Raw genomic sequence first — 24,402 nt, 5'->3', positions numbered from 1 at the left:
TTCCTTGTGACACAAGGCTGTACGCCTCCGCCCGGCCAGTGGTAGGAAAGTTTCCTAACAAAACAGCGAACGACGAACTCCCCTCAGGAGGTCTGGTGCTCACCCCCCACCACAGCGCCCTCACACGTCGTCTCAGGATCACCGCGTCCGCCGTGCTCGGCGCCGCCGTGATCGCCGTACCCGCGGCCACGGCCACCGCCGCGACCAGCCACAATGCCCCCATGGCAGCAGCGGCGACCGGGCTCGACGACCCGGCCAAGAAGGAAATAGCGATGGGGCTCGTCTCCAGCGCGGAGAACTCCTCACTGAACTGGAAGGCCCAGTACAAGTACATCGAGGACATCGACGACGGCCGGGGCTACACCGCCGGCATCATCGGATTCTGTTCCGGCACCGGCGACATGCTCGACCTCGTCGAGCTCTACTCCGCCCGCGAGCCCGGGAACGTGCTCCAGAAGTACCTGCCCGCGCTGCGCAAGGTGAACGGGAGCGACTCGCACGCCGGGCTCGACCCCAACTTCACCAAGGACTGGAAGACGGCCTCCTCGGAGACCGCCTTCAAGAACGCCCAGAACGACGAGCGGGACCGGGTCTACTTCAACCCCGCCGTCAAGCAGGGCAAGGCCGACGGAGTGGGCACGCTCGGACAGTTCATGTACTACGACGCCATCGTCATGCACGGCGACGGCACCGACCCCACCAGCTTCAGCAGCATCCGCAAGAAGGCGCTCGCCAAGGCGAAGCCGCCGTCCCAGGGCGGCGACGAGACGAAGTACCTGGGCGCCTTCCTCGACGCCCGCGTCTGGGCGATGAAGCAGGAGGAGGCGCACAGCGACACCAGCCGCGTCGACACCGAGCAGCGGGTGTTCCTGAAGAAGGGCAACCTCAACCTGAACACGCCGCTTGACTGGAAGGTCTACGGCGACCCGTACCACATCGGCTGATCCGGCCGGACGCCAGAGCGGCACGTACGGCACGGGTAGGTGTCGTACGCGCCGCTCGCGCGGGCCAGGGCCTGTCCGGCGGGCTCAGTGCGCGGCCACCACGGGTTCCGTAAGCACGGCGGAGCTCTGCGAACTCGCCTTCCTGCCAAGGTGGTTGAAGGCCAGGTTGAGCACGATCGCGACCACACAGCCGGTGGAGATGCCGGAGTCGAGCACCACCCGGACGTTCTCCGGGAAGGCGTCGTAGAAGGTGGGCGCGGCGATCGGGATCAGCCCTATGCCGAGCGCGGCCGCGACGATCAGGGCGTTCTCGCCCTGATCCAGGGCCGCCGTGGCCAGCGTCTGGATACCGCTCGCCGCGACCGAGCCGAAGAGCACGATGCCCGCGCCGCCGAGCACCGGCAGCGGCACCAGCGCGATCACTGAGGCGGCCACCGGGCACAGGCCCAGCAGGATGAGGATGCCGCCGCCGGTGGCGACCACGAAGCGGCTGCGCACCTTGGTCATCGCGACCAGGCCGATGTTCTGCGCGAAGGCACTGGCCATGAAGCCGTTGAAGAGCGGGCTGAGCGCGCTGCCGAGGGTGTCGGCGCGCAGCCCGCCCTCGATGGTCCGCTCGTCGGCCGGCCGCCCGACGATCTTGCCGAGCGCCAGCATGTCGGCGGTCGACTCGGTCATGCAGACCAGCATCACGATGCACATGGAGACGATGGCGGCGGCCTCGAAGTGCGGGGCGCCGAAGTGGAACGGCGTCGGGAAACCGACCGCGTCCGCGCCGCGGATCGCGTCCAGACCGGTCATGCCGAACGGCACGGCGACCAGGGTGCCGACGACCAGGCCGAGCAGGATGGCGATCTGCTGGAGGAACCCGCGCAGCAGCCTGCGCAGCGCGAGCACGATCACCAGGGTGAGCGCGGCCATGCCGATGTTCTTCATCGAACCGTAGTCGTGGGCGGCCGAGTTGCCGCCCTGCGCCCAGCGGAAGGCGACCGGCAGCAGGGAGACGCCTATCAGCGTGATCACGGTGCCGGTGACCACGGGCGGGAAGAAGCGGAGCAGCCTGCTGAAGTACGGGGCGAGCACGAAGCCGAGCACACTGGCGACGATCACCGCCCCGAAGATGACGGCCATGCCCTCGTGGCCGCGGTCCTTGCCGATGGCGATCATCGGGGTGACACCGGCGAACGAGACCCCGTTGACGAACGGCAGGCGGGCGCCGACCTTCCAGAACCCGAGGGTCTGGAGCAGGGTGGCGAGCCCGGCGGTGAAGAGACTCGCGCCGATCAGGAACGCGGTCTCCTGGGGGGTGAGCCCTACGGCGGGCCCGACGACCATGGGCGGGGCCACCACGCCCGCGTACATCGCGGCCACGTGCTGGAGGCCGCTGGTGAACATCCTCAGTGGGGGCAGGGTCTCGTCGACCGGGTGCTTCTGACTGGCGGGGTCGGGAGTGACTGCATCGTTGCGAAACCTGGGCTGCGGAGCCACGGGCGGTTCCTCCGGTCGGTTACGCGTCGGCGGTGACGCGGGTGTCAGGGAGGTGGTGCAGTGTGACGCGTGCGTGATGCGGCGGTGTTACGTATCCCGTACGGCAGGGTCTCGTACGGAATACGGGTGCGGCGGAACGGCGGTGCCCCGTGCGGGGGTGGGCACGGGTCACCGTCCCGGGGAGTGCACACGTCCATGTGGTGCGCACTCCCCGGGCGCGGCTGCCGCGGACCCCGCTCGGGTCCACGGCGACCGGCCGAGGGCCGTCCCCCTCGGCCGGACTCCTGGGCGGGAATCCCGGGCCGGGATCAGCCCTGCGCGGCGATCCGCGCGAGGCGCTGCGCCTCGTCCCGCGTGGCGCGGGCGATGGCGTCCTCGTCGACGTTGAGGAGGCGGTTGTCCTCGACGATCTGCTTGCCGTTGACGAACGACGCCGTCACCGGGGCGGCGGCGCCGAAGACCAGGGCGGCCACCGGGTCGGCGATGGAGGCGTGGGCCAGGGTGTCGAGCTTCCAGAGCACGAAGTCGGCGAGCTTGCCCGCTTCGAGGGAGCCGATCTCGGCCGCGCGGCCGAGCACCTGGGCGCCGCCGTACGTACCGAGCCGCAGCGCCTGGCGGGCGTTGAGGGCGGCCTCGCGGTGCGCGCCGAGGCGGTTGATCAGGAGCGCGTTGCGCAGTTCGGTGTGGAGCTCGCCGGACTCGTTGGAGGCGGTGCCGTCGACACCGAGACCGACCGGGACACCCGCCTTCAGCATGTCGGGGACGCGGGCGATGCCCGCCGCGAGGCGCGCGTTGGAGGACGGGCAGTGCGCCACGCCGGTGCCGGTGCGGGCGAACGCGGCGATGTCCGAGTCGTTCATGTGGACGCAGTGCGCCATCCACACGTCCTGGCCGAGCCAGCCGGTGGACTCGAAGTAGTCGGTGGGGCCCATGCCGAACAGCTCCTTGCAGAACTGCTCCTCCTCCACGGTCTCCGAGCCGTGGGTGTGCAGCCGTACGCCCTTGCGGCGGGCCAGCTCCGCGCCCTGCTTCATGAGTTCGGTGGAGACCGAGAACGGCGAGCAGGGGGCGACGGCGACCTGGGTCATCGCGCCGAACGAGGCGTCGTGGAACCGGTCGACGGTCTCCTCGGTCCCGGCGAGCGCGCCCTCCAGGGTCTCGACGGCGAAGTCCGGCGGCAGACCGCCGTCCTTCTTGCTGCGGTCCATGGAGCCGCGGGCCAGCGTGAAGCGGACGCCCATCTCGGAGGCGGCGCCGATGATCGCGCCGGACAGGTCGCCCGCGTTCCGCGGGTAGACGTAGTGGTGGTCCATCGCGGTGGTGACACCGCCGCGGGCCATCATGGCGAGCGAGCCCTGCGCGGCGACGCGGCCCATCTGCTCGTCGATGCGCGCCCAGGTGGGGTAGAGCGCCACGAGCCAGTTGAAGAGGTTGTGGTCGGTGGCCAGGCCGCGCGTGATCCACTGGTAGAAGTGGTGGTGCGTGTTGACCAGACCGGGGGTCACCAGATGGCCGGTGCCGTCGATGCGGCGGACCACGCTCGTAAGGCTCTCCGGGGCCCTGCCCGCGCCGATCGACTCGATCGTGTTGCCGGCGACGACGAGGTAACCCGAGGCGTACTCGGTGTCGTCGGCGTCTACGGTCGCGATCGCGCAGTTCTCGATGACGATGCGCTGGACTGCCGATGGTGCCATCGTGCTTCCTCTTTCTTTCACTGAAAAAACGAGTGGGCACGGCAGGACCCTGGAGGATTTGAGTGCCGTGGGCCGGGCGGCCCACGGGTGCCGAGAGAGGGAAGGCGCCCCCGGGCGGCGGGGTCCGGGGGAGCTCCGCGTCAGAGGTTGGTCATGTCGACCGGGATCCGCGGCTCGACGCCGTCCCGCAGGATGGTGGCCTCGATCAGACCGTAGGGGCGGTCGGCCGCGAAGTAGACCTCGTTGTCGTTCTTGAGCCCGAACGGTTCGAGGTCGACCAGGAAGTGGTGGTTGTTCGGCAGCGAGAAGCGGATCTCGTCGATCTCGCTGCGGCTGTTGATCACCCGCGAACCCATCTGGTACAGGGTCTGCTGGAGGGAGAGGGAGTACGTCTCGGCGAAGGCCTGCAGGATGTGCTTCTTGGCCTGCTCGTACGACTTCTCCCAGTTGGGCATCCGGTCCGCGTCGCTGGTCCAGTGGTAACGCCAGGCGGCGGAGACGTCGGTGCACAGGATGCGGTCGTACGCCTCCTTCAGCGTCGTGTACTCGTCCTTGACGTAGCCCCAGAACTCCGAGTTGGTGGAGTTCATGACCGTGAGGTCCTTGAGGCCGGAGATGACCTCCCAGTTCTCACCGTCGAAGGTGATCTGGGTGGTGCGCAGCTCCTGGCCCTTGCGGGCGAAGGAGTGGCGTACCTCGTCCGAGCCGATGAACTTGGAGTTGGCGTCGGAGGTGGCGATCCGCTCCCAGGCGTACTCCTCGATGCGGATGCGCGCCCGGTGGATCGGCTCCTGCGACGTCACGAAGTGACGGGCGAGGTGGATGCCGAACTGCTCGGCGGACTCGATGCCGTGCTCCTTGGCGAAGGCGAACACCGTGTTCTTGGTGGTGTCCGTCGGCAGGACGTTCGCGTTCGAGCCGGAGTAGTGGACGTCGTCCATGTCGCCGGAGAGGGCGACCGAGACGTTCAGGTCCTTGATGTGGTGGGTGTCGCCGTCCCGCGTGATCTTGACGACGCGGTTCTCTGCTTTGCCGTACTGGTTCTGGCCGAGAATCGTGGGCATGTCTGCTAGCTCCCTCGGTAAACGGAGTAGCCGAACGGGTTGAGCAGCAGCGGTACGTGGAAGTGCTCGCCCGGCACGACGGCGAACGTGATCGCCACCTCCGGGAAGAACGCACCGCTGTCCCTTACGCGGGGGGCGTCCTGCTGCGCCTCGGCTTGCTTCTTGTCGTCCTTGTCGAAGTACTGCTCGACCTCGAAGTCGAGCCGTACGTGGGTCGTGCCCTCCGGCAGCGCCGGCAGGTCCTTGCAGCGCCCGTCCGCGTCGGTCGCGGAACCGCCGAGCGCCACCCACCCGGCGTCGCGGCCCGAGCGGGCGGCGAGCGAGATGGCGACGCCCTCGGCGGGGCGCCCGATGCTGGTGTCCAGGATGTGCGTCGACACCGAAGCGGAGTTCGCAGAACTCACAGCGCTCATCAGTCCCTGTCCTCTTCTTCTGCTGTTTCCACGAGACGGGTGAGCCGGATTCGGTTGATCTTCCCGAGTTCGGCGCGCACGATCTCGCGCTCCGCCTCGGCGGTGTTGCCGATCCTGGCCTTCATCGCGTCGCGCATCTGCTCACCGGTGGCCCCGGTGGCGCAGATCAGGAAGACATGGCCGAACCTGTCCTGGTAGGCCAGGTTGAGTTCGAGCATCTCGGCCCTGAGCTCCTCCGTGGCGCCGGCCATCCCCCGCTGCTCGCGGGCGGAGGTCGGATCGCCCGGCTTCGGCCGCCCGATCGGCGCGTGCCCGGCCATCGCCTCTTCGAGGTCCGCCGCGGTCAGCTCGGCCATGGCGGCGTCGCCGGCGGTGAAGAGCTCGTCGGCGGTGGCGTACGGGCGCCGGGCGAGCAGCTTGCTCGCCCATACCGAGCTGGCGCACACCTCGTGGAGCGCGGCGAGCGCCGTGCTGTCGTCGGAGGTGTTGAACCGGGCGAGGCCCGGCGTCGAGGTCGAAGTCACGAACGGCCTCCGTGGCCTTGGTGCTGTACGGGCTGCGGATAGCTAACGCCCTCGGAAACACCCCGTCAACACTTTGTTGAAAACTTGGAGCAACAAAAAGCCGCCGCCCGGGGATCCGGACGGCGGCTGCGCGAGCACAGCTCGCGGGCGGTCGTTCTCACTCGCCTTTCGCGGCGTTTTCCCTGTTCAGGTAGTTGTACACGGTGAACCGGCTCACCCCGAGGGCGGACGCGACGGTCTCCACCCCATGGCGTACGGAGAAGGCTCCGCGCGATTCCAGGGTCCGTACGACCGACTGCTTGGCCTTGCGGTCGAGCTCGGCCAGCGGCCTGCCGTGGCGGCGCTCCATGGCGGCCAGGATGTGGTCGAGGGAGTCCGACAGCTGCGGCAGCCGGACGGCGATGACGTCCTCGCCCTCCCAGCTGAGCACCACGTCGTCGGGCTGGGCCTGCTCGGGCCCGAGCATCTCCGCCCCCATGGCGTCCACCAGCGGCTTGACCGCCATGACCAGCGGGTGGTCGGCAGGCTCGGTCACTTCTCGCCCTCCCCCACCACGTTGACCTGGAGCGACACCCGGGTGGCACCGGCCGCCAGGGACTTGCGCAGCAGCGCGTCGACGGCGGTGAGCACCTGGTCGGCGCCGCCCTCGGCGGTGTTGCCGAAGGGGCCCACGTCCACGGCGTCGAGCGCCGCCGTCTGCAGGACCTCGCGGGCGGCCACGGCATGCGGGGGCGCCTCGTCCAGGTCGAAGGGCTCGGTCGTGAACTCCACTCTCAATCGCACGCGCACAACCTACTGCGCGGATTCGGAAATCCGGCAGGCCAATCGGAGGGGGCCCCTTGACAAGCCCGCCACCCTCCCTGCAACCTTCCATCAAGCAGAAACTAACTTCCGCAATACGGAAGGAGCATCGACCCTCATGGCCCCTTTTCTTGAGCATGGACGCGGCTCGGACCAGCGCTTCGATGTGAACCTCTCGATCCTCTTCACGGAACTCCCGCTCCTGGAGCGCCCCGCGGCCGCCGCCGCGGCGGGCTTCACGGCGGTCGAGCTGTGGTGGCCCTGGATCGAAACCCCCACCCCGGCGCAGGCCGAGCTCGACGCCCTGAAGAAGGCGCTCGACGAGGCCGGCACCCAGCTGGTGGGCCTGAACTTCTACGCGGGCGCCCTGCCGGGCCCCGACCGCGGAGCCCTCTCCGTACCCGGCGAGGAGTCGGACCGCTTCCGCGCCAACATCGAGGTCGCGGCGGACTTCGCCGCCTCGGTGGGCTGCAAGGCGCTCAACGCGCTGTACGGCAACCGGGTGGAGGGGGCCGACCCGCAGGTGCAGGACGCGCTCGCGCTGGAGAACCTGGTGCCGGCCGCCCGCGCCGCCGACCGCATCGGTGCGATCCTCCTGATCGAGGCGCTCAACAAGCCGGAGTCGCCGCTCTACCCGCTGGTGAGCGCCCCGTCCGCGATCGAGGTCGTCGACAAGGTCAACGCGGCGACCGGACTCGGCAACGCCAAGTTCCTCCTCGACATCTACCACCTGTCGATGAACGGCGAGGACGTCTCCCAGGTCATCGAGGCCTACGCGGACAAGACCGGCCATGTGCAGATCGCCGACAACCCGGGCCGCGGCGCGCCGGGCACCGGCTCGCTGCCCCTTGAGGCGCTCCTCGACCAGCTCGCGAAGGCCGGTTACGACGGCTGGGTGGGCCTGGAGTACAAGGCCGCCGACGCCGCGGCCTCCTTCGAATGGCTCCCGGCCGAGGCCCGCGCGGCCCGCTGAGGCCGTGGGCTCCTGGTTTCCGGCGGCCCCCTGAACTTCTTGACGTACCACAGCAGTCAGAGAGGCACCCCCATGAGCAACCTTGCTGGTTCTTCCCAGCCCGCCCGCCCGGCGATCGCGTGGATCGGCCTCGGCATCATGGGCTCCCCCATGGCCGAGAACCTGATCAAGGCGGGTTACTCCGTCACCGGCTTCACGCTGGAGCAGGACAAGCTGGACCGCCTCACCGCCGCCGGTGGCACCGCGGCCGCCTCGATCGCCGACGCGGTCAAGGACGCGGACGTGATCATCACCATGGTCCCGGCGTCCCCGCAGGTCGAGGCGATCGCCTACGGTGAGGCCGGCATCCTGGCCAACGCCAGGCAGCGCGCCCTCCTGATCGACATGTCCTCGATCACCCCGCAGACCTCGGTCGACCTGGCCAAGAACGCCAAGGAGAAGGGCGTCCGCGTCCTGGACGCCCCGGTCTCCGGCGGCGAGGCCGGCGCCATCGAGGCCGTGCTCTCCATCATGGTCGGCGGCGAGAAGGCCGACTTCGACGAGGCCAAGGGCATCTTCGACGCGCTGGGCAAAACCATCGTGCTCTGCGGCCCGCACGGCTCCGGCCAGACGGTGAAGGCCGCCAACCAGCTGATAGTGGCGGTCAACATCCAGGCGTGCGCCGAGGCCGTGGTCTTCCTGGAGAAGTCCGGGGTGGACCTCGCCGCGGCGCTCGACGTCCTCAACGGCGGTCTGGCCGGCTCGACCGTACTGACCCGCAAGAAGGACAACTTCCTCAACCGGGACTTCGCGCCGGGCTTCCGCATCGACCTGCACCACAAGGACATGGGCATCGTCACCGACGCCGCCCGCAATGTCGGTGCGGCGCTCCCGGTCGGCGCGGTCGTCGCCCAGCTGGTGGCCTCGCTGCGCGCCCAGGGCGACGGCGGTCTCGACCACTCGGCGCTGCTGCGCGCGGTCGAGCGCCTCTCGGGCGCCCAGGTCTGAGCGCCCAGGTCTGAGCCTTCGGGCTCCTGTCGACTTCCGGGCGGCGGTGGCGCCGACACCTGTCCTGTCGCGCCCAGGCGCCACCGCCGCCCGGAACACCCCCACCCCGTTTTCAACAAACTGTTGACGTTCGCTTCGGGGCGTACTTACGCTCCAGACACCGCAGACCGCTCAGCAGTGCAGCTCCCGTACGGAAGGTCACGATGTCGAAGCGCGTGCTTACGACCGAGTCCGGCGCCCCCGTCGCCGACAACCAGAACTCCGCCACCGCCGGCGTCGGTGGCCCCATCCTCCTCCAGGACCAGCACCTGCTGGAGAAGCTCGCGCGCTTCAACCGTGAGCGGATCCCGGAGCGCGTGGTCCATGCCCGCGGTTCCGGCGCGTACGGCTACTTCGAGGTGACCGACGACGTCACCGGCTTCACCAAGGCCGACTTCCTCTCGCAGGTCGGCAAGCGCACCGAGACGTTCATCCGCTTCTCCACCGTGGCGGACTCGCTCGGCGGCGCGGACGCGGTCCGCGACCCGCGAGGGTTCGCGCTGAAGTTCTACTCGGAGGAGGGCAACTACGACCTCGTAGGCAACAACACGCCCGTCTTCTTCATCAAGGACCCCATCAAGTTCCCCGACTTCATCCACTCCCAGAAGCGCGACCCGTTCACGGGCAGGCAGGAGCCGGACAACGTCTGGGACTTCTGGGCGCACGCCCCCGAGGCGACGCACCAGATCACCTGGCTGATGGGCGACCGCGGCATCCCCGCGTCGTACCGCCACATGAACGGCTACGGCTCGCACACCTATCAGTGGACGAACGGGGCGGGCGAGGCCTTCTTCGTGAAGTACCACTTCAAGACGAACCAGGGCGTCCGCTCCCTGTCGTCGGAGCAGGCCGCCGAGCTGGTCGGCAAGGACGCGAACAGCCACCAGACCGACCTCCTCCAGGCGATCGAGCGGGGCGTGAACCCGTCCTGGACCCTGTACGTCCAGGTCATGCCGGCCGCCGAGGCCGCGGACTACCGCTTCAACCCCTTCGACCTGACGAAGGTGTGGCCGCACAGCGACTACCCGCTGCAGCGGGTGGGCCGCCTGGTCCTGGACCGCAACCCGGACAACGTGTTCGCCGAGGTCGAGCAGGCGGCCTTCTCTCCGAACAACTTCGTTCCCGGCATCGGCCCCTCCCCCGACAAGATGCTCCAGGGCCGCCTCTTCGCGTACGCGGACGCGCACCGCTACCGCCTGGGCGTCAACCACACCCAGCTCGCCGTGAACGCCCCGAAGGCGACGGAGGCCGACAACTACGGCCGCGACGGCCTGATGGCGACCCGCAACGGCCGCCGCTCGGACAAGAACTACGAGCCCAACTCCTACGCGGGCCCGTCCCAGACGGACGCGGCACTCTCCGCCCCGCTCGCGATCGCGGGCTGGACCGGCACCCACGCGGCCGCGTCCCACGTCAAGGACGACGACTTCTTCCAGGCGGGCGAGCTGTACCGCCTGATGTCGGACGACGAGAAGTCCCGTCTGATCGCCAACATCGCCGGCGGCCTCTCCCAGGTCTCCCGCGACGACGTGATCGAGAAGAACCTCGCCCACTTCCACGCGGCGGACGCCGAGTACGGCAAGCGCGTGGAGGAAGCGGTCCGCGCCCTGCGCGAGGACTGAGAACCTTCTCCTCCCAGACCGCGTACGAGATTTGACGGGAGGTCAGGTCTCGTACGCTGTCCGAACCGCCGACCCGGATGAGGGGCGGCCGACGGCTTCGGACGACTCGGTGATCGCGGCGGCGAGACGATGCCAGTGCGGTGGTCAAGGTCTGCCCCGGCCCCTTCTTGACCTGAAAGAAGGCACGCCGGGCCACACCAATCGCCCCGCCGCCGCGATCCCGCACCACGGGCTTGGGGGCCCGTAACAATCCCGGCACGGGCTGTGGGGAGCCCGCGCCCCCTCCCCCACTCGACTCCGCCCGGCGGTGCGAACGACCTGTCGCGCCAGCCTCGTTCCGTCGGGCGGTCACCACTTCAGAGCCCGGGCGCCGGGTTCGGTTTACGGTCCCGAACCGAGCGCTCGATGATCAAGGCTTCACCTGTACTTATGGGTGGAGCCTTGATCCTTTTTGGGGCCGTGGGAACATCATGGGAACACGATCATGGGAAATTCCCCTATCTTCACGCCATGGCGAGCATCGTTGAGCGCGTTCAGAAGAGCGGCGTGATCACCTATCAGGTGAAGTGGCGCCAGGGCGGCAAGTGGCAGACCGAGAACTTCGGCGACCCGGACGCCGCCGGCCAGTTCCGCGACCTCGTCGAGGGTCACCGCGGCCGCTGGCCGTACGGCTGGGTGCGCGGGCAGGGCTTCGTGGAAGCGCCCTCCAACCCCGACGACATGCCCTTCACCGACTGGGCCTATCAGTACGTCGCCGACCTCACGGGTATTGAGGACCGCACCCGGGACGACTACGCCAGCGAAATCCGGCTCCACCTCTCACTGATCCGGCACAAGACTCAGCGCGGCGAGATCGTCCCCGCGACAATCTGCAACATCACAGCTGCGGACGTACGCGATTGGATCCGCACCGAAGAGTCGGGCGAGCCCGACCCAGAGGACGGCAGTCGGTGGATCCGGCGTCCGGCTGGGGCCAAGTCGATCGCGAATCGTCACGGACTCCTCTTCTCCATCGTGCAGGCCGCGATCGAGGCAACACCCCAGCTGCGCACCACGAACTGCTGCAAGGGCACACGGCTGCCGCGGGTCGACAGCGGCACCGAGGAGGAGATGACGTTCCTGGAGCGCGACGAATACGCGCGCATCGTTCAGGAGATGCACGATCCGCGAGCTCGGGACCTCGCCGACTGGCTTGTCGGCACGGGCATGCGCTGGGGCGAGGCGACCGCCCTACAGGTGCGCGACCTGGCGTTGAACTCTGCCCACCCCACGGCTTCGGTGCAGCGTGCGTGGAAGCGAGCCAAGAAGGGCAGCACGACGCCTTACGTCCTGGGCCCGCCGAAGTCACGGAAATCCCGCCGACGCGTCGCGCTCGCGCCCGCGCAGGTGGCCATGGCTCGTCGGCTCATGGCGGGCAAGACGCCCGAGATGTTCGTGTTCCTGACCCCGACGGGGAAGCACTGGCGCCAGTCGAACTTCTTCGAGCGCTGTTGGAAACCGGCGGTAGCGGCGGCGATCGAGAAGGGGTTGCCCAAGCGCCCCAGGGTGCACGATCTGCGGCACACGCACGTGTCGTGGCTCATCGCTGCGAAGATCCCGCTTCCCGCGATTCAGGCAAGGCTCGGCCATGAGTCGATCACCACGACCGTTGACCGGTACGGGCACCTGGTGCGTGAGCTCGACACGGAGATCTCGGCAGCCGTAGAAGCGGCGATGGCCGCTCCGAGTGGGAGCGGCCTTCGCCGGGTGGTGTAGCGGGAGCGGGGGTTATCCGGCGTCGGGCGGGTCGTTGGTGAAGCCCCCGTCCTGCTGGTCCCACATGCCCGAGTCCACGATGTGGCGTAGGTACTCGTTCACGCTGGCGCACAGTTCCTCTGTCATGTGGCCCTTGAGTACGAGCCACACCATCTCTCCGTCGACGATCAGTGGGTAGACGAGGCGCCCGCCTGGGAGTTCGTCTCTGATCTCGAAGCGGGCGGCTGGCCGCTCGCCGCCTGCTTCTTCCTGCTTGTCTTCACCTTCTGCGTCTGCCATCGAATCGAGCTCCCTGTGTCGCCGCCCACATATAGCCTCAATGTTCGAGCATGTGAGCGTGAGCTTCCAGATTCGCCCCCCAGGCGGATCACAGACAATGCCACAGCCGTACGACTGTGACCAGAGAGAACCGGAGAGTAGTCGAAAGTAGTACTACTCCGAGGACTTGGCGGGTCCGCGTGCGCGCGAGAAGGTGTCGGCGATCTGGGCAAGGTGCTCGACGTCCTCGGGGGACATCTCCTCGATGCGGGCGACGAGTACGCGCACGCGGTGGTCGCCGGACCAGACCTCGCCCATGCCGAGGAACTGGGCAGCGGCGGCCTCTTGGAGGAGGCGTAGGGGGAGGTCCAGCGCGAGCGACAATCCGCGCAGCTGCTCCGGGGTCGGGGCGGCCGCGGTGTTGTGCTCCAACTTGTTGAGCCACCCGGACTTCACTCCCCCGCCGGATCGCTCAGCTACTGCCCGCCCGCTGAGGCCTAGCTCAGCCCGCCGATCGCGGACGAGCGTGCTCAGCTCGGTATTTCGCTGCTCAGCCATAGTGGTCATCCTGCCTGCTCGCTCCCCAGCCGCACACCTGATGTCTATGTGACTGATCGGGAGAGCCGAGCTTTTCCCCTGATCAGGCGCCCGCATTGTTCACGGGCCACCACAGAGTGTCTACGTTCGTAGACGGCCACGATAGGGCGCGACCCGGTATTGACCAATTCCCGCCCACCAGATTTCTTGTTCACGATCGTAGACATCATGTCTACGCCTGTGTACTGTCGTCCTTGTTCACGAACATAGACACTCTGAACACGGAGGTGAACAGTGCCTACTGCTGACGGTCAGATGCTCCTCGTCAGCCCTGACCTGCTCGTACTCCTCATGCAGCGGACAGGCGACGGGCGCGGCATCACGGTCCGGGACCTCGCCGCAGAGGCTGGCGTGCACCCCAGCAAGATCGGCTTCCTTCGCACCGGCACTCAGTGCACCGCCCCTCGGCGGGTCGCCCTGGCAATTGCCAGACGGCTGGGAGTCGACGAACTCGTCCTATGGGCGCCCACGGGGCGCACGACCCCGGCACCGGATGACACCGGCGCACTCGCGGCGGTCGCGTCATGACTCGGCGCTACACGTACCCCGAGGCCGCGGCTCAGCTGCGCGTCGAGGAGTCGTGGCTCCGCCGACACATCAAGCGGCTCCCGCACTCGAAGAAGGGGCGCGTCGTCACCTTCAGCGACGCGGACCTGGAGCGCATCGACGCGATGCACCACCACGAGCCGACGACGGGCTCGTTGGCCGTCGTCCCCGCGCCGTCGCCCGGCGCACACCCGCTGACATCCCTGCGTCCGCTGCCGCGTCGCGGTGCGGCTCAGCGCGTCGGCTGATCAACAAATGCGGGGCCGCCCGGACCCGGCCGGTCCAGAGCGACCCCTCGGCACCTCAACCAGCAGAGAAATCGAGGACACCGTGAACATCAAGACTACCGACCCCGAGGCCTTGAGCCGGGGCTCGGCCTACCCGCTTCGGGAACAGGCGGCCGCTGTCGCCACGCTGGGGGCGCTCGCCGACATGTTCGGCCATCTGCCGGGTGGCTACATCACGATCCACACCGGCGCGGCCCAGGACGTGTACGTGGGGCTCCAGTTGGACGCCGCCGCGGACTTCGAGCTGTGGCGGACGGCGCTCCAGACCTCGCCGCACACGGTCCGGTTGCACGCCTCTGAGAGCAGCGTGTGGCTCTCGGTCGACGCGGTGTTCTGCGGCGTCCGGGTGGCGCTGACGGGGTACGGCGTGCCGCTGACCGCTGAGGTGGCAGCTGTCGAGCAGGTGCCGGTCGCTGACGTGGTGGTGGCGTCATGACGCAGACACGGGCGATCAACGCGGCGGCGGACGTGATCTGGCGCGCGATGCAGCAGGGCAAGAGCCTGCCCGCGACTCTGGCGTACGCGCTGGACTCGGCCGGGATGCTCCAGTCGCCGGAGTCGGCCGCCGAGCTGAAGCGCCTGGCAACGGAGCTCGTGCAGGCGCAAAGTGCCCTGGCCGACGAGCAGCAGGCGGCTTTCCAGGCCCGCCGCGAGTGTGTCCTGCTACGCGAGCGGGTGTCGGAGCCGTACGGCTGCACCCACTGCGGCGAGGCGAAGCGCTCGCACGGCCGCCGGTGGATGACCGGGGTGGGCGTGCACTCCTGGGAGGCCCCGTCCAACGAGCAGGTATGGGGGCGGATGCTGGCCCGCCGCGCGGCACGGATGCCCCTGCCTGGGGCTGCCCCGAAGCGCGGCCCGCTGTGGTCGCTCCTCGACTGGTCGCTCTGGGGTGCCGGGATGGGCGACACGTTCCGGGAGCCGCTGGCGGACGCGATGCTCGCGGCGGTCCCGGCCGAGATGCTCGCGCAGGCCGAACAGATCATGGCCGAGTTCATTGAGCGTCGGAAGATCGCGAATACCGGCGTCACGGTCTACCAGGAGCAGCGCGACGAGCTGGACCGTCTGCGGGCCGAGCGGCACACGACGAACGCCGCGCTCGCCGAGATCACCATCGCGCTGCGGTCGGCGGAGGCCGAGCGGGACGCGTGGCGGGACCAGCGGAACGACGTCTTCGCGACGAACGCACGGCTGCTGGCCCGGGTCGAGGAGTCGGGTAAGGCGCGGCTCCGGGCGGAGGACGAGGCCCGCACCGCGACGCGGGAACTGGCCCAGCTGCGGGCCCGGTTCGGTGACGGCGGGACGCGCACGGTCGACGAGGACCCGATCGCGTACGAGCTGACCGACGACGGACACACCGCCGTGCTGGACGTGACGCCCGACGGCGCCCGGCTCGGTGGCGCCCTCGCCCGAATGCGTGCCGCCGTCGAGGACCCGCACGACTCGCCCCTGCACCACTCGTACGCCGTGCCCCGGGACCTCCCGGAGGTGTCGTCGTGATGGTCCTCCGCTGGATCGCGATCGCGCTCCTGCTGTACGGGCTCGGCATCGCGCTGATCTTCCGCATCCTCCCCGCCCTCGCGCGGGCCGTGTACGACCACCTGCCCGCGCAGCTGCGCCGGGACGGCGAGCTCGACGGCCGAGCCGCAGCCGACATCCGTCACCCGGCCATGGTCACGACCCGCGCGTACCTGGCCGCTCACCCGCTGCCGATGCAGCGCCGCCGGAGGCTTCCGTGACCGCCCGCTACGAGCTGTACCTGCTGCTCGGCCAGGACGGACCGGTCGACCACCCGGTCCGTACGGCCGCTCTGGACCGCATGCGCGCCGCCGACTTCCGCACGGCGGCCGACATCGCCGAGGAGCGCGGCGCCGGCGCAGCCGACGAACTGCGGCGCCGCGCCGACGGCTTGGAGAGGGCCGCCAGTGAGGGCGCGCCGACTCCGGACAGCGGCGCCGGGGATGCCGCCTGTGGCGGCTGCCACCTGCCGTTCGACCCCGAGGACACCGCGTTCGACGGGCGCGCACAGCACGGCAGTACGCCGTTCTGCCGCCGCTGCGTCGACCGGTGCCACGAGTCCACCGATGCATTTCACGTCTGCCCGGTGTGCAGCACGCCGAGCAAGAAGGACGGTGCCTGATGTCCTGGCTCACCGAAATGATGTTCCCCCGGCGCACGGAACTCGAAGTGCGCATGGAGCACTACGTGGCCCGCGCTGAGAAGGCCGAGGCCGCCGCGAAGGTAGACCGCGCTGCGAAGTGCGCGATGGCTCGCCAGCTGGAGCTGAAGGACCGCACGATCCGGTCCCTCACCGAGCAGCTCGCCACCGTGCAGGCTGCGAACGACTCGATGTGCCGCGAGGCTGTCACCGCGTCCGGGATCCTCCACCGCGAGGACGCCTCGTGATCACCACCGGCAACGACGAGTACAGCGAGCAGCTCGCCGAGCGCATCGGCCAGTTCATCATCGACGCGGACGCCGGCAGCGACCGCTCCCGGCAGCGGGCCATCGGCCCCAGCGAGGTCGGTGAGCCGTGCGAGCGGCTGCTCTCGTACAAGCTCCTCGACTGGCCCGAGACGAACGACAGCCGCGACCCGATCGCGGCGATCATCGGCACCGGGTTCCACATGTGGATGGCCGAGAAGTTCGAGGCCCGGCAGTCCGAGATCGCCCCCGGGGTGTTGCGCTACCGCATCGAGGAGCGCGTCACCGTCCGGGACAGCCCCATCGAGACCGCACGGCTCGGCGGAAGCTCAGACCTGTTCGACCGGCTGGCCCGGCTGAACTGGGACTGGAAGCTCGTCGGAACGTCCAGCCTCGACAAGTACCGGCGCCAGGGCCCGGGGGACAAGTACCGCATCCAGGCGCACCTGTACGGGCTGGGGCAGGAGAACGCCGGCTACCCCCCGGCGCGCGTGGTCGTCGCGTTCGTGGCCCGCTACCACGAGCTGAAAGTCCACGTCTGGTCCGAGCCATACGACCGCAGCGTGGCCGAGGCCGCGCTCGCCCGGCTCGACCGCATCCGCCAGCGCGTCCTCGACCTCGACGTCGAAGCCAACCCCGAGCGCTGGACCCAGATCCCCACGGACCGGACGGCCACCTGCCGCTTCTGCCCGTGGCTCAAGCCTGGCAGCACCAACCTCGCCGAGGGGTGCCCCGGAGTCCTCGCCGACGCCAAGAGCAGCCAGCTCGAAGCACTCATCGCATAGGAGCACGACATGACGACACCGCAGCAGAACCAGGCCCCGAGCGCCGAGGACTTCCTGATGGGCGGGGGTGTCCCCTCCGCGAAGTTCCCGATCATCGGAGCCACTGTGTCCGGGCGGATCACCGAGCGCCCCACCGTCGAGCAGCAGCGCGACTTCACCACGGGCGAGCTCAAGTTCTGGGACGACGGGAAGCCGCAGATGCAGCTCGTCGTCACCCTCGCCACGGCCGAGCGCGACCCGCAGAACCCGGAGGACGACGGGACCCGGCGCCTGTACGTCAAGGGCCAGATGAAGAACGCCGTCGCCGCGGCCGTGCGTGCCGTCGGAGCCAACGGCCTGGAGGTCGGCGGCATCCTCACCGTGACGTACTCGCGCGACGGACAGAAGACGAACCCCCGCTTCAACGCGCCGAAGAACTTCGACGCGGTGTACGTCGCCGCAGCGGCAAGCGAGCTGCACACCCCGGACCCGGCACCGGCCGCCGTCCCCGGGCTGACCGCGCAGCAGGTCGCGGCAGCGCAGCAGAACCCGGCCACCGCGGCGCTCCTCGCGCAGCAGCAGGCCGCGACCGCGGCCACCGCGCCGCCGCCGTTCTAGACCGTCCCGCCAGCCCCGCCCGCCGACGCGAGACCCCCTGTGCCGCGTCGGCGGGCGGCCCAACCAGCAGAAAGCCCCGCCCGGGGTTAGCGGGCGGGGATCGCATTCAGCATCCCACGGAGACAACGTGATCAGCATCGCTGCATACGACCTGCACAACATGCTCCAGCAGGTCACCCCGCACATGCCCGCCCCCGAGGATTACGTGCCGGCCCTCAACTCCATTCGCCTGGAGGTGAACGGAGAATGGCTGTACGCGATCGCGTCCGACAGGTACACGATCGCCATCGCTCGGCGTGAGATCACCCCGAACGACAAGCGGGTCGGTCACATCCCCGCGCAACTCGTCCCCACCCTCACCGCGTGGCTGGACGGCCCGGCCGACAGCGCCAAGACGGTACTCCTGTCCCTGCCCACGGAAGACCGTCCCGCCCCACTCACCTTCGAGGTACCCGGCCACGGCCGCATCACCGCCGAGTACGACTCCGAGGACTACAAGCATTACCCGCAGTGGCGCGGAATCCTGCGGGGCGCGCTGACCGCTGAGCCCAGCCTCGTGCCCATCACCGGGTTCACGACCCGCTTTCTCGCCCGGTGGCAGCACGCGGCCACAGTGCTCACTACCTGGCAAGAAGCGCCCGGGAAGCCCATGGTCCTCCTGGATGAGGGCGGCTTGTTTGCCGGACTGCACATGCCTGTCCGGTCGGAGCTGACGCGGGAGGACGTGACCCCGAGCTGGCTCAAAGCGACAGCCCGCACGGCCACCGTCAACGGCATGACCTACGACCTCGACAAGACGTGGCGCGACCGGGACGGCGACCCATGGAGCTACGCCGGGCGTGACCACTCGGACGGGATGCCGCTGATGGTCCTCAACGGGATCACGGACGACGCACACCCTCTCGACCGGCTGATCGCCGAGTACGGGCCGCTGTTCTCGATCTCGTCCTGACCCTCCCCGCCTCGGCCCCCGCGTGATGCTGCCGGATCGGATCCGGCCCGAGGCACTCCCCATGGCACCACCGCACGCACGAGGAGAGCCATCTTGAGCGACACCACACCAGACACGCTGGCCGCAGCGCTTGCGCTGCACGCGGCTGGCTGCTCGGTGGTCGCCGTCCGTGCGGACGGGACCAAGCACCCACAGGGAAGCTGGAAGGCGTTCCAGTCCGAACGCGCCAGCGAAGAAACGCTTCATGCCTGGTTCACCCACGGGCACCCCGGAGTCGGCATCGTCTGCGGCGCCGTATCCGGCGGCCTGGAAATGCTGGAGCTCGAAGGCCGCGCCGTCGACGAGGGCGTCCTCGACCAGCTCGTCGAAATCCTCGCCGGATCCGGGCTCGCCGAACTGTGGCAGCGCATCGCCACCGGATGGCTGGAGCGCAGCCCGTCCGGCGGCCTGCACCTCCACTACCGCGTCGAAGGCGGCGCCGTCCCCGGGAACACCAAGCTCGCCTCCCGGCTGGCCCGCGAGGACGAACTCACCGAGGCCGAGAAGGAGCTACTCACCCGGCGGCCCGACAAGCGCATCATCCGGCCCCTGATCGAAACCCGCGGCGAAGGCGGCTTCGTCGTCACCGCGCCCTCCTACGGCCCGGTGCACGCGTCCGGGAGACCCTACGAGCTCCTCGCCGGGGGCCCGGCCACCACCCCGACGATCAGCGCCGAAGAGCACCGGGCGCTCCACGCGGTGTGCCGCATGGTCGACAGCATCCCCGCGGCCGAGGAACCCACAGCGGCACCAGCGGCCGAACCGCTCGACGAGGCAGCCGTGTTCCTTTTCAGCACCGACCGGCCGACCGTCGAGCCCGGTGGGCTGTCACCACTGGACGACTACGAGCAGCGCACCACCTGGGCCGACATCCTCAAGCCCCACGGCTGGAAGCTGATGTTCACCAGCGGCCAGACCTCGTACTGGCAGCGCCCCGGCAAGGACGGCCGCGAACCCAGCGCCACCACCGGCCGCGCCGTGGACCGCGACCGGCTGTACGTGTTCACCACATCAACGGAATTCATCCCCGAGCGCCCCTACACCAAGGCCGGCGCGTACGCGCTCCTCGAACACCGCGGCGACCACTCCGCCGCCGCACGGGCACTACGCGCCCAGGGCTACGGAGCGCCCGCGGCCGAGCCCGTACGACACCTGTCCGCCGTCCCGGCCGCGCCCTCAGTCGACGGGACAGCCGCCCTCAACGTGGTGCAGCACCCGAGCGCCGAACAGGGCCCGGCCACGTACACGCGCACCGACGACGGGAACGCGCTGCGCCTCGTCGACGAGCACGCCGACGAGATCCGCTACGTCCCGCAGCGCGGCTGGCTCACCTGGGACGGGCACCGCTGGACCTGGGACGACACAGGCGCCGTGTACGAACTGGCCCGCGCCATCGCGCGCGCCCTACCCAACGGGGAAGGCGAAGCACAGCACCGCACGCGGTCGCTCTCCTCCCGAGGCCTCGACTCCATGGTCAAGGTCGCACGCACCGACCCCCGCATCGTCGCCCCGCTCGCCACCCTCGACGCAAACCCGTGGGAGCTCAACACCCCCGACGGCGTCATCAACCTTCGCACCGGCAAGATCTCCTCACCCGACCCTGCCTCACTGCACACCCGCACCACCACGGTCGGCCCCGACTTCGAGAAGCCCGCCGAACGCTGGCTGCGCTTCCTCGACGACACCTTCAACAGCGACCCCGAGCTCATCACCTACACCCAACGGCTCCTCGGGATCTCCCTGATCGGCACCGTCCTTGAGCAGATCCTCCCTTTCGCATTCGGTGACGGAGCAAACGGAAAGTCGACCCTTGCCGACACGGTGATGCGGGTCATCGGCATCGGGGAAACGGGCTACGCCATCTCGGCACCCTCCGAAATGCTGCTCGCCTCGTCCCAGAACTCGCACCCCACCGAGATTGCGCGACTGGCCGGGGCCCGCATGGTCGTGGCATCCGAACTCGACGACGGGCAGCGATTCGCTGAGGCCCGGATCAAGCTGTTCACCGGACGCGACATCATCACCGGTCGCTTTATGCGGCAGGACTTCTTTTCCTTCGCGCCCACCCACACGCTTTGGCTCCTGGGCAACCACAAGCCTGCGGTGCGCACCGGAGGCCCGGCATTCTGGCGTCGCCTGCGTCTCGTGCCATTCCTACACACCGTGCCGGAACACCTGCGCGACCCGCACCTTGAAGAATTCCTCGTTGACCAAGAAGCCCCGTCCATCCTGGCATGGCTGATCCAAGGCGCCGCGGACTACACCGCACACGGCCTCACCACCCCGGCCTCCGTGCAGAGCGCGACCGACGAGTACCAGGGCGACCAGGACACCGTGGCCCGGTTCCTCTCCGACATGTGCACCCTCGGCCAGCCCGGCGCGATGACGATGCAGACACCCAGCAGCATCCTGCGCACCGCGTACGAGCGCTGGTGCCAGCAGGAGGGCGAGGAAGCCGTATCCGCCAAGAAGTTCGCGGCGACGCTCCAGAAGCCGCCCCACAACGTCCAGTCGAGCCGCAACAGCCGCTTCCGCTACTTCGACGGAATCCGCCTCAACGAGACCGGCGACGCGTCCGAGAGCGGGTGGTGAATGTGTCACAGCAGACCGCATTCGTCACACCGATCCGTCATCGGATCAGCCACCGCAGCTCGCTGTTCCTCGTCGGCAGTGACGCATCGGCTGCTCTCAATGACGCATTGAGTGACGCATTGAAGCAGGCAAAGCAGCAGGTCATGACGCTTGTGACGCTTGTGACGCTTTGCCGCCGGTTCCACCACCACGCGGGCGCGCGCACGCCCACGAGCCGCTCATGCCGAACTACGCGTCACAAGCGTCATCGGGCCCTCAATGCGTCACAGGCGCCCCGGAGGTCCCGATGACGACGCGCAAGATCCACCCCGGTGTCGCGGCGAAGATCGCCGCGCAGTCCGACGAGATCCGCGAACGCGTCTGTCCCCGCTGCGGCGCGCCCGTGCTGTGCGCACGAGCCGGCCGCGTCGCCGCCCTCGACGTGACCGCGGACCCCGAGCCCGTCGACGCGCTCGGCGAGATCCAGGCCCGCCTAGAGGGACGCCTCACCTGGCGGCTCATCACCACCACCCTCGGCGTCCGGCGCATCGCCTGGCGCGAACCCCAGCTCATCCCCCACCACACCACCACGGTCCTGCAAGACCACCGCTGCAAGGAGAACACGTGACCTTCACTGTCATCGGACTCGACACGAGCCTTACCGCAACCGGCATTGCCAGTTCGCAGGGCTGGTGTCGAGTAGTCGGGCACACCGATAAGAAGAAGCCCATCACTGGCCTCCCGCACGACCAGCGACTGAGCGCAATGTGCGCCGTACGCAATGGCGTTATCGCTCACATCGGCGAGCCGGACCTTGCTGTGCTGGAACTCCCAGCCCCTTCCCGTTCCGGTGGCGGTGCGCATGAGCGGGCCTGGCTGTGGTGGGAGATCTATCAGTACCTGCTGTACATCGGAATTCCGGTCGGCCTGATGTCCACCAATCAGCGAATGCTCTACGCCACGGGAAAGGGCAATGCCCCCAAGAACGTAGTTGTGGATGCTGTTGCCCGGCGCTGGCCGGAATGGGTAACGAGCGGCGACGACAACGCCGCCGACGCTGTGGTCCTCATGGCTGCTGGCCGCGACTGGCTCGGCCAGCCCCTGGCGGCAATGCCGCAGGCCAATCGGAAGGCCATCGAGAAGGCAACGTGGCCGCAGTCGGCGGTCGCGTCATGAGCGCATTCGACTGGCACGACGGAGCGATATGCGCACAGACCGATCCCGAGCTGTTCTACCCCGAAGTCGGCGGCGCAGGCGCCAGCGCGGCGAAGCGCATCTGCGCCACATGCCCGATCCGGCCGACATGCCTCGACGCGGCCATGGCCGAGGAGCGCGGCCACGAGGTCAGCCGCCGCTACGGCGTGCGTGGCGGGCTCAGTCCGAACGAGCGGTACGCCCTGGACCGGCAGCAGAGGAGCGATCCCGCGTGACCACGCAACCCGACTCGGTTCCACCCGACCCCGCACACGAGGAGACCCCGATGACCGACCGTCCGTACACCGATGCCGACCTCCGCGCCGAGGCCGCCCGTCAGCACTACAACGCCACCACCGACGCCGACTTCATGGGCATCGGTGAGCAGATGGAAGGCCGGTACGTCCGGTACGAGGTCGTCGATCCCGAGCACGGCGGTCTCATGCCGCCGCCCGGAACGCCCCGCTGGGACGAACTGGACGAGGACGAGTTCGACAAGGCGCAGCGTGCCATCGACGACCTGCTCGGCAAGGCCGCCGACGTGTCCGAGTGGGCCATCGACCTTGGCGCGGACGGCCTGGAGCCCAGCGACGGATGCCTCTCGCTGAAGGGCAGCGACAAGCCGATCGCGCGCATCTACTTCGCGTTCGAGCCCGGGATGCCCGACGAAATGCGTGCCGCTCTCGTCGAGGGTGTCGGCAAGGCGATCGCCGACGCGCTCTGACATGAGCACCCCGCCCGCCCCGCCGCCGCGCCCGCCGTGGCCCATCGACCCGGACGACCTGCCATGAGCTACTACTCCGACGACCACGTCACCCTCCTCCTCGGCGACGCCCTCGACGTCCTGCGCACCCTGCCCGACGGTGCGGCCGACTGCATCGCCACCAGCCCGCCCTACTACGGACTCCGCGACTACGGCACCCCGGGCCAGTACGGGCTGGAGGCCACGCCCGCGGCCTACGTCGAGACGATGCGCGCCCTGTTCGCCGAGGCGCGCCGCGTCCTGGCTGACGACGGGACGCTGTGGCTCAACCTTGGCGACAGCTACGTGTGCAGCCCGAAGGGCAGCGAGTCCAAGACACACGGGCTCCGCGGCCGTAGCAATCACCTGACCACGCCCGCCGGGAGCGGCGGGAAAGGCGGGGGCGGGCTGGTCGCCAAGCAACTGCTCGGCATTCCCTGGCGGGTGGCCTTCGCCCTCCAGGATGACGGGTGGATCCTCCGCAACGAGATCGTCTGGCACAAGCCCAACGCCATGCCCGAGTCTGTGCGTGACCGCCTCAGCAACAGGCACGAGCACCTGTTCCTGCTCACCAAGAGCCAGCGCTACCACTTCGACCTTGACTCGATCCGCGAGCCGCACGCAGCCCCTACGCGCAAGGCCGGGGCCCGGGCGTTCCGCGCTCGGGACCTCAGCCACGAACGGACAAGCACCGGCGTATACACCGGGCCAGACGGTCGCGGACGCAACCCCGGCGACGTGTGGACCGTGGCCACTCGCCCGTACCCGGCGGCGCACTTCGCGGTGTTCCCGATCGAGCTGCCGCTGCGCTGTATCAAGGCCGGCTGCCGCCCGGGCGGCACGGTCCTCGATCCGTTCTCCGGGTCGGGTACGACGGGAGCCGCCGCCCGGCAGCTCGGCCGCCGGTACATCGGGATCGACCTCAACCCCGCCTACCACGACCTCGCCCGAGAGCGGTTCGCGCAGGGCGTGCTCGACCTGGGAGGCATCGCGTGACCTGGCTCCCGCTCCTCGCCTACGTCCTGCTCGTCGCCACCGTGACCGGGCTCGGCTGCGGCCACCACAACGCCCCCTGGAGGGACCGATGAACACTCCCTGCCTTGCCCGTT

General features: G+C 69.1%; 29 protein-coding genes. 20 read left to right on the top strand and 9 right to left on the bottom strand.

From position 1 onward, the window contains the following. Window positions 1–95 precede the first annotated feature (95 nt). Window positions 96–944, top strand: a complete 849-nt coding sequence (locus ACZ499_RS07295) for a chitosanase (RefSeq protein ID WP_468673128.1) — start codon at window positions 96–98, stop codon at window positions 942–944. An 84-nt stretch (window positions 945–1,028) separates the two neighbouring features. On the opposite strand, the gene ACZ499_RS07290 is transcribed toward ACZ499_RS07295, so the two are convergent. The 7 genes from ACZ499_RS07290 to ACZ499_RS07260 form a co-directional block, all read right to left on the bottom strand. Then, the gene (locus tag ACZ499_RS07290) at window positions 1,029–2,432 is read right to left on the bottom strand and encodes a nucleobase:cation symporter-2 family protein (protein WP_468673127.1); all 1,404 of its coding nucleotides are present in this window, start codon (window positions 2,430–2,432) and stop codon (window positions 1,029–1,031) included. A gap of 308 nt (window positions 2,433–2,740) precedes the next feature. Continuing rightward, window positions 2,741–4,126, bottom strand: coding sequence for an 8-oxoguanine deaminase (locus tag ACZ499_RS07285; protein ID WP_468673126.1), 1,386 nt, complete (start codon window positions 4,124–4,126; stop codon window positions 2,741–2,743). A 140-nt stretch (window positions 4,127–4,266) separates the two neighbouring features. Next, entirely contained in the window at window positions 4,267–5,190 is a 924-nt protein-coding gene (pucL, locus tag ACZ499_RS07280) for a factor-independent urate hydroxylase (RefSeq protein WP_468673125.1), read from the bottom strand. 5 nt (window positions 5,191–5,195) lie between these two features. Further along, window positions 5,196–5,603: a hydroxyisourate hydrolase gene (gene uraH / locus ACZ499_RS07275; protein ID WP_468673124.1), complete on the bottom strand. Its 408-nt coding sequence runs from the start codon at window positions 5,601–5,603 to the stop codon at window positions 5,196–5,198. After that, window positions 5,603–6,127: a 2-oxo-4-hydroxy-4-carboxy-5-ureidoimidazoline decarboxylase gene (gene uraD, locus ACZ499_RS07270; RefSeq protein ID WP_468407546.1), complete on the bottom strand. Its 525-nt coding sequence runs from the start codon at window positions 6,125–6,127 to the stop codon at window positions 5,603–5,605. The genes uraH and uraD overlap by 1 nt, the downstream gene beginning before the upstream one ends. A 157-nt stretch (window positions 6,128–6,284) precedes the next feature. Continuing rightward, window positions 6,285–6,632 carry a helix-turn-helix domain-containing protein gene (locus ACZ499_RS07265; RefSeq protein ID WP_468673321.1) on the bottom strand — a complete coding sequence of 116 codons (348 nt, stop codon included), beginning with the start codon at window positions 6,630–6,632 and terminating at the stop codon, window positions 6,285–6,287. Window positions 6,633–6,658: 26 nt separating this feature from the next. Continuing rightward, window positions 6,659–6,910, bottom strand: coding sequence for a hypothetical protein (locus ACZ499_RS07260; protein WP_101392679.1), 252 nt, complete (start codon window positions 6,908–6,910; stop codon window positions 6,659–6,661). A gap of 136 nt (window positions 6,911–7,046) precedes the next feature. Here ACZ499_RS07260 and ACZ499_RS07255 point away from each other — a divergent pair, with 136 nt between their 5' ends. From ACZ499_RS07255 to ACZ499_RS07240, 4 genes are all read left to right on the top strand, one after another. Then, window positions 7,047–7,901, top strand: coding sequence for a TIM barrel protein (locus ACZ499_RS07255; protein ID WP_468673123.1), 855 nt, complete (start codon window positions 7,047–7,049; stop codon window positions 7,899–7,901). Between the two features lie 72 nt (window positions 7,902–7,973). Continuing rightward, the gene (locus ACZ499_RS07250) at window positions 7,974–8,888 is read left to right on the top strand and encodes a 2-hydroxy-3-oxopropionate reductase (protein WP_468673122.1); all 915 of its coding nucleotides are present in this window, start codon (window positions 7,974–7,976) and stop codon (window positions 8,886–8,888) included. A gap of 203 nt (window positions 8,889–9,091) precedes the next feature. Further along, on the top strand, window positions 9,092–10,549 hold the full coding sequence (locus ACZ499_RS07245; protein WP_468673121.1) for a catalase: 1,458 nt from the start codon (window positions 9,092–9,094) through the stop codon (window positions 10,547–10,549). 510 nt (window positions 10,550–11,059) lie between these two features. Next, the gene (locus tag ACZ499_RS07240) at window positions 11,060–12,304 is read left to right on the top strand and encodes a tyrosine-type recombinase/integrase (RefSeq protein ID WP_468673120.1); all 1,245 of its coding nucleotides are present in this window, start codon (window positions 11,060–11,062) and stop codon (window positions 12,302–12,304) included. 12 nt (window positions 12,305–12,316) lie between these two features. Here the strand turns inward: ACZ499_RS07240 and ACZ499_RS07235 are convergent, their stop codons facing one another. Then, window positions 12,317–12,583: a hypothetical protein gene (locus ACZ499_RS07235; protein WP_468673119.1), complete on the bottom strand. Its 267-nt coding sequence runs from the start codon at window positions 12,581–12,583 to the stop codon at window positions 12,317–12,319. Between the two features lie 153 nt (window positions 12,584–12,736). After that, window positions 12,737–13,120 (bottom strand): XRE family transcriptional regulator, encoded by a 384-nt coding sequence (locus ACZ499_RS07230; RefSeq protein ID WP_468673118.1) that lies wholly within the window; start codon window positions 13,118–13,120, stop codon window positions 12,737–12,739. Between the two features lie 563 nt (window positions 13,121–13,683). On the opposite strand from ACZ499_RS07230, the gene ACZ499_RS07225 reads away from it, so the two are divergent. The 15 genes from ACZ499_RS07225 to ACZ499_RS07155 all read left to right on the top strand — a co-directional run bounded on the left by ACZ499_RS07225 (window position 13,684) and on the right by ACZ499_RS07155 (window position 24,289). After that, window positions 13,684–13,953 carry a helix-turn-helix domain-containing protein gene (locus ACZ499_RS07225; protein WP_468673117.1) on the top strand — a complete coding sequence of 90 codons (270 nt, stop codon included), beginning with the start codon at window positions 13,684–13,686 and terminating at the stop codon, window positions 13,951–13,953. 82 nt (window positions 13,954–14,035) lie between these two features. Further along, window positions 14,036–14,428, top strand: a complete 393-nt coding sequence (locus tag ACZ499_RS07220) for a hypothetical protein (protein WP_468673116.1) — start codon at window positions 14,036–14,038, stop codon at window positions 14,426–14,428. Next, window positions 14,425–15,489, top strand: coding sequence for a hypothetical protein (locus ACZ499_RS07215; RefSeq protein WP_468673115.1), 1,065 nt, complete (start codon window positions 14,425–14,427; stop codon window positions 15,487–15,489). The genes ACZ499_RS07220 and ACZ499_RS07215 overlap by 4 nt, the downstream gene beginning before the upstream one ends. Next, on the top strand, window positions 15,486–15,728 hold the full coding sequence (locus ACZ499_RS07210) for a hypothetical protein (protein ID WP_468673114.1): 243 nt from the start codon (window positions 15,486–15,488) through the stop codon (window positions 15,726–15,728). Before ACZ499_RS07215 ends, ACZ499_RS07210 begins: the two co-directional genes overlap by 4 nt. After that, window positions 15,725–16,129, top strand: coding sequence for a hypothetical protein (locus ACZ499_RS07205; RefSeq protein ID WP_468673113.1), 405 nt, complete (start codon window positions 15,725–15,727; stop codon window positions 16,127–16,129). Before ACZ499_RS07210 ends, ACZ499_RS07205 begins: the two co-directional genes overlap by 4 nt. Next, window positions 16,129–16,395 carry a hypothetical protein gene (locus ACZ499_RS07200; protein WP_468673112.1) on the top strand — a complete coding sequence of 89 codons (267 nt, stop codon included), beginning with the start codon at window positions 16,129–16,131 and terminating at the stop codon, window positions 16,393–16,395. Before ACZ499_RS07205 ends, ACZ499_RS07200 begins: the two co-directional genes overlap by 1 nt. Next, entirely contained in the window at window positions 16,392–17,198 is an 807-nt protein-coding gene (locus ACZ499_RS07195) for a hypothetical protein (protein ID WP_468673111.1), read from the top strand. The genes ACZ499_RS07200 and ACZ499_RS07195 overlap by 4 nt, the downstream gene beginning before the upstream one ends. 9 nt (window positions 17,199–17,207) lie before the next feature. Beyond that, a complete protein-coding gene (locus ACZ499_RS07190; RefSeq protein WP_468673110.1) occupies window positions 17,208–17,795 on the top strand; it encodes a hypothetical protein in 588 nt (195 codons plus the stop codon). A gap of 127 nt (window positions 17,796–17,922) precedes the next feature. Next, a complete protein-coding gene (locus ACZ499_RS07185; RefSeq protein WP_468673109.1) occupies window positions 17,923–18,747 on the top strand; it encodes a phiSA1p31-related protein in 825 nt (274 codons plus the stop codon). 93 nt (window positions 18,748–18,840) lie between these two features. Next, on the top strand, window positions 18,841–21,378 hold the full coding sequence (locus ACZ499_RS07180; RefSeq protein ID WP_468673108.1) for a phage/plasmid primase, P4 family: 2,538 nt from the start codon (window positions 18,841–18,843) through the stop codon (window positions 21,376–21,378). Window positions 21,379–21,664: 286 nt separating this feature from the next. Then, a complete protein-coding gene (locus tag ACZ499_RS07175; protein WP_468673332.1) occupies window positions 21,665–21,985 on the top strand; it encodes a hypothetical protein in 321 nt (106 codons plus the stop codon). Next, entirely contained in the window at window positions 21,982–22,533 is a 552-nt protein-coding gene (locus tag ACZ499_RS07170; RefSeq protein WP_468673331.1) for a hypothetical protein, read from the top strand. The genes ACZ499_RS07175 and ACZ499_RS07170 overlap by 4 nt, the downstream gene beginning before the upstream one ends. After that, entirely contained in the window at window positions 22,530–22,787 is a 258-nt protein-coding gene (locus ACZ499_RS07165) for a WhiB family transcriptional regulator (protein WP_468673107.1), read from the top strand. The genes ACZ499_RS07170 and ACZ499_RS07165 overlap by 4 nt, the downstream gene beginning before the upstream one ends. Continuing rightward, entirely contained in the window at window positions 22,784–23,275 is a 492-nt protein-coding gene (locus ACZ499_RS07160) for a hypothetical protein (protein WP_468673106.1), read from the top strand. Before ACZ499_RS07165 ends, ACZ499_RS07160 begins: the two co-directional genes overlap by 4 nt. A gap of 63 nt (window positions 23,276–23,338) precedes the next feature. After that, complete coding sequence (locus ACZ499_RS07155; protein ID WP_468673105.1) at window positions 23,339–24,289, top strand: DNA-methyltransferase; 951 nt, start codon at window positions 23,339–23,341, stop codon at window positions 24,287–24,289. The last annotated feature ends 113 nt before the right edge of the window (window positions 24,290–24,402 follow it).

This window comes from Streptomyces sp. NPDC031265 (assembly GCF_055570295.1).
Note: the sequence above shows the minus strand (reverse complement) of the source record. Positions and strands in the feature narration are given on the sequence as shown.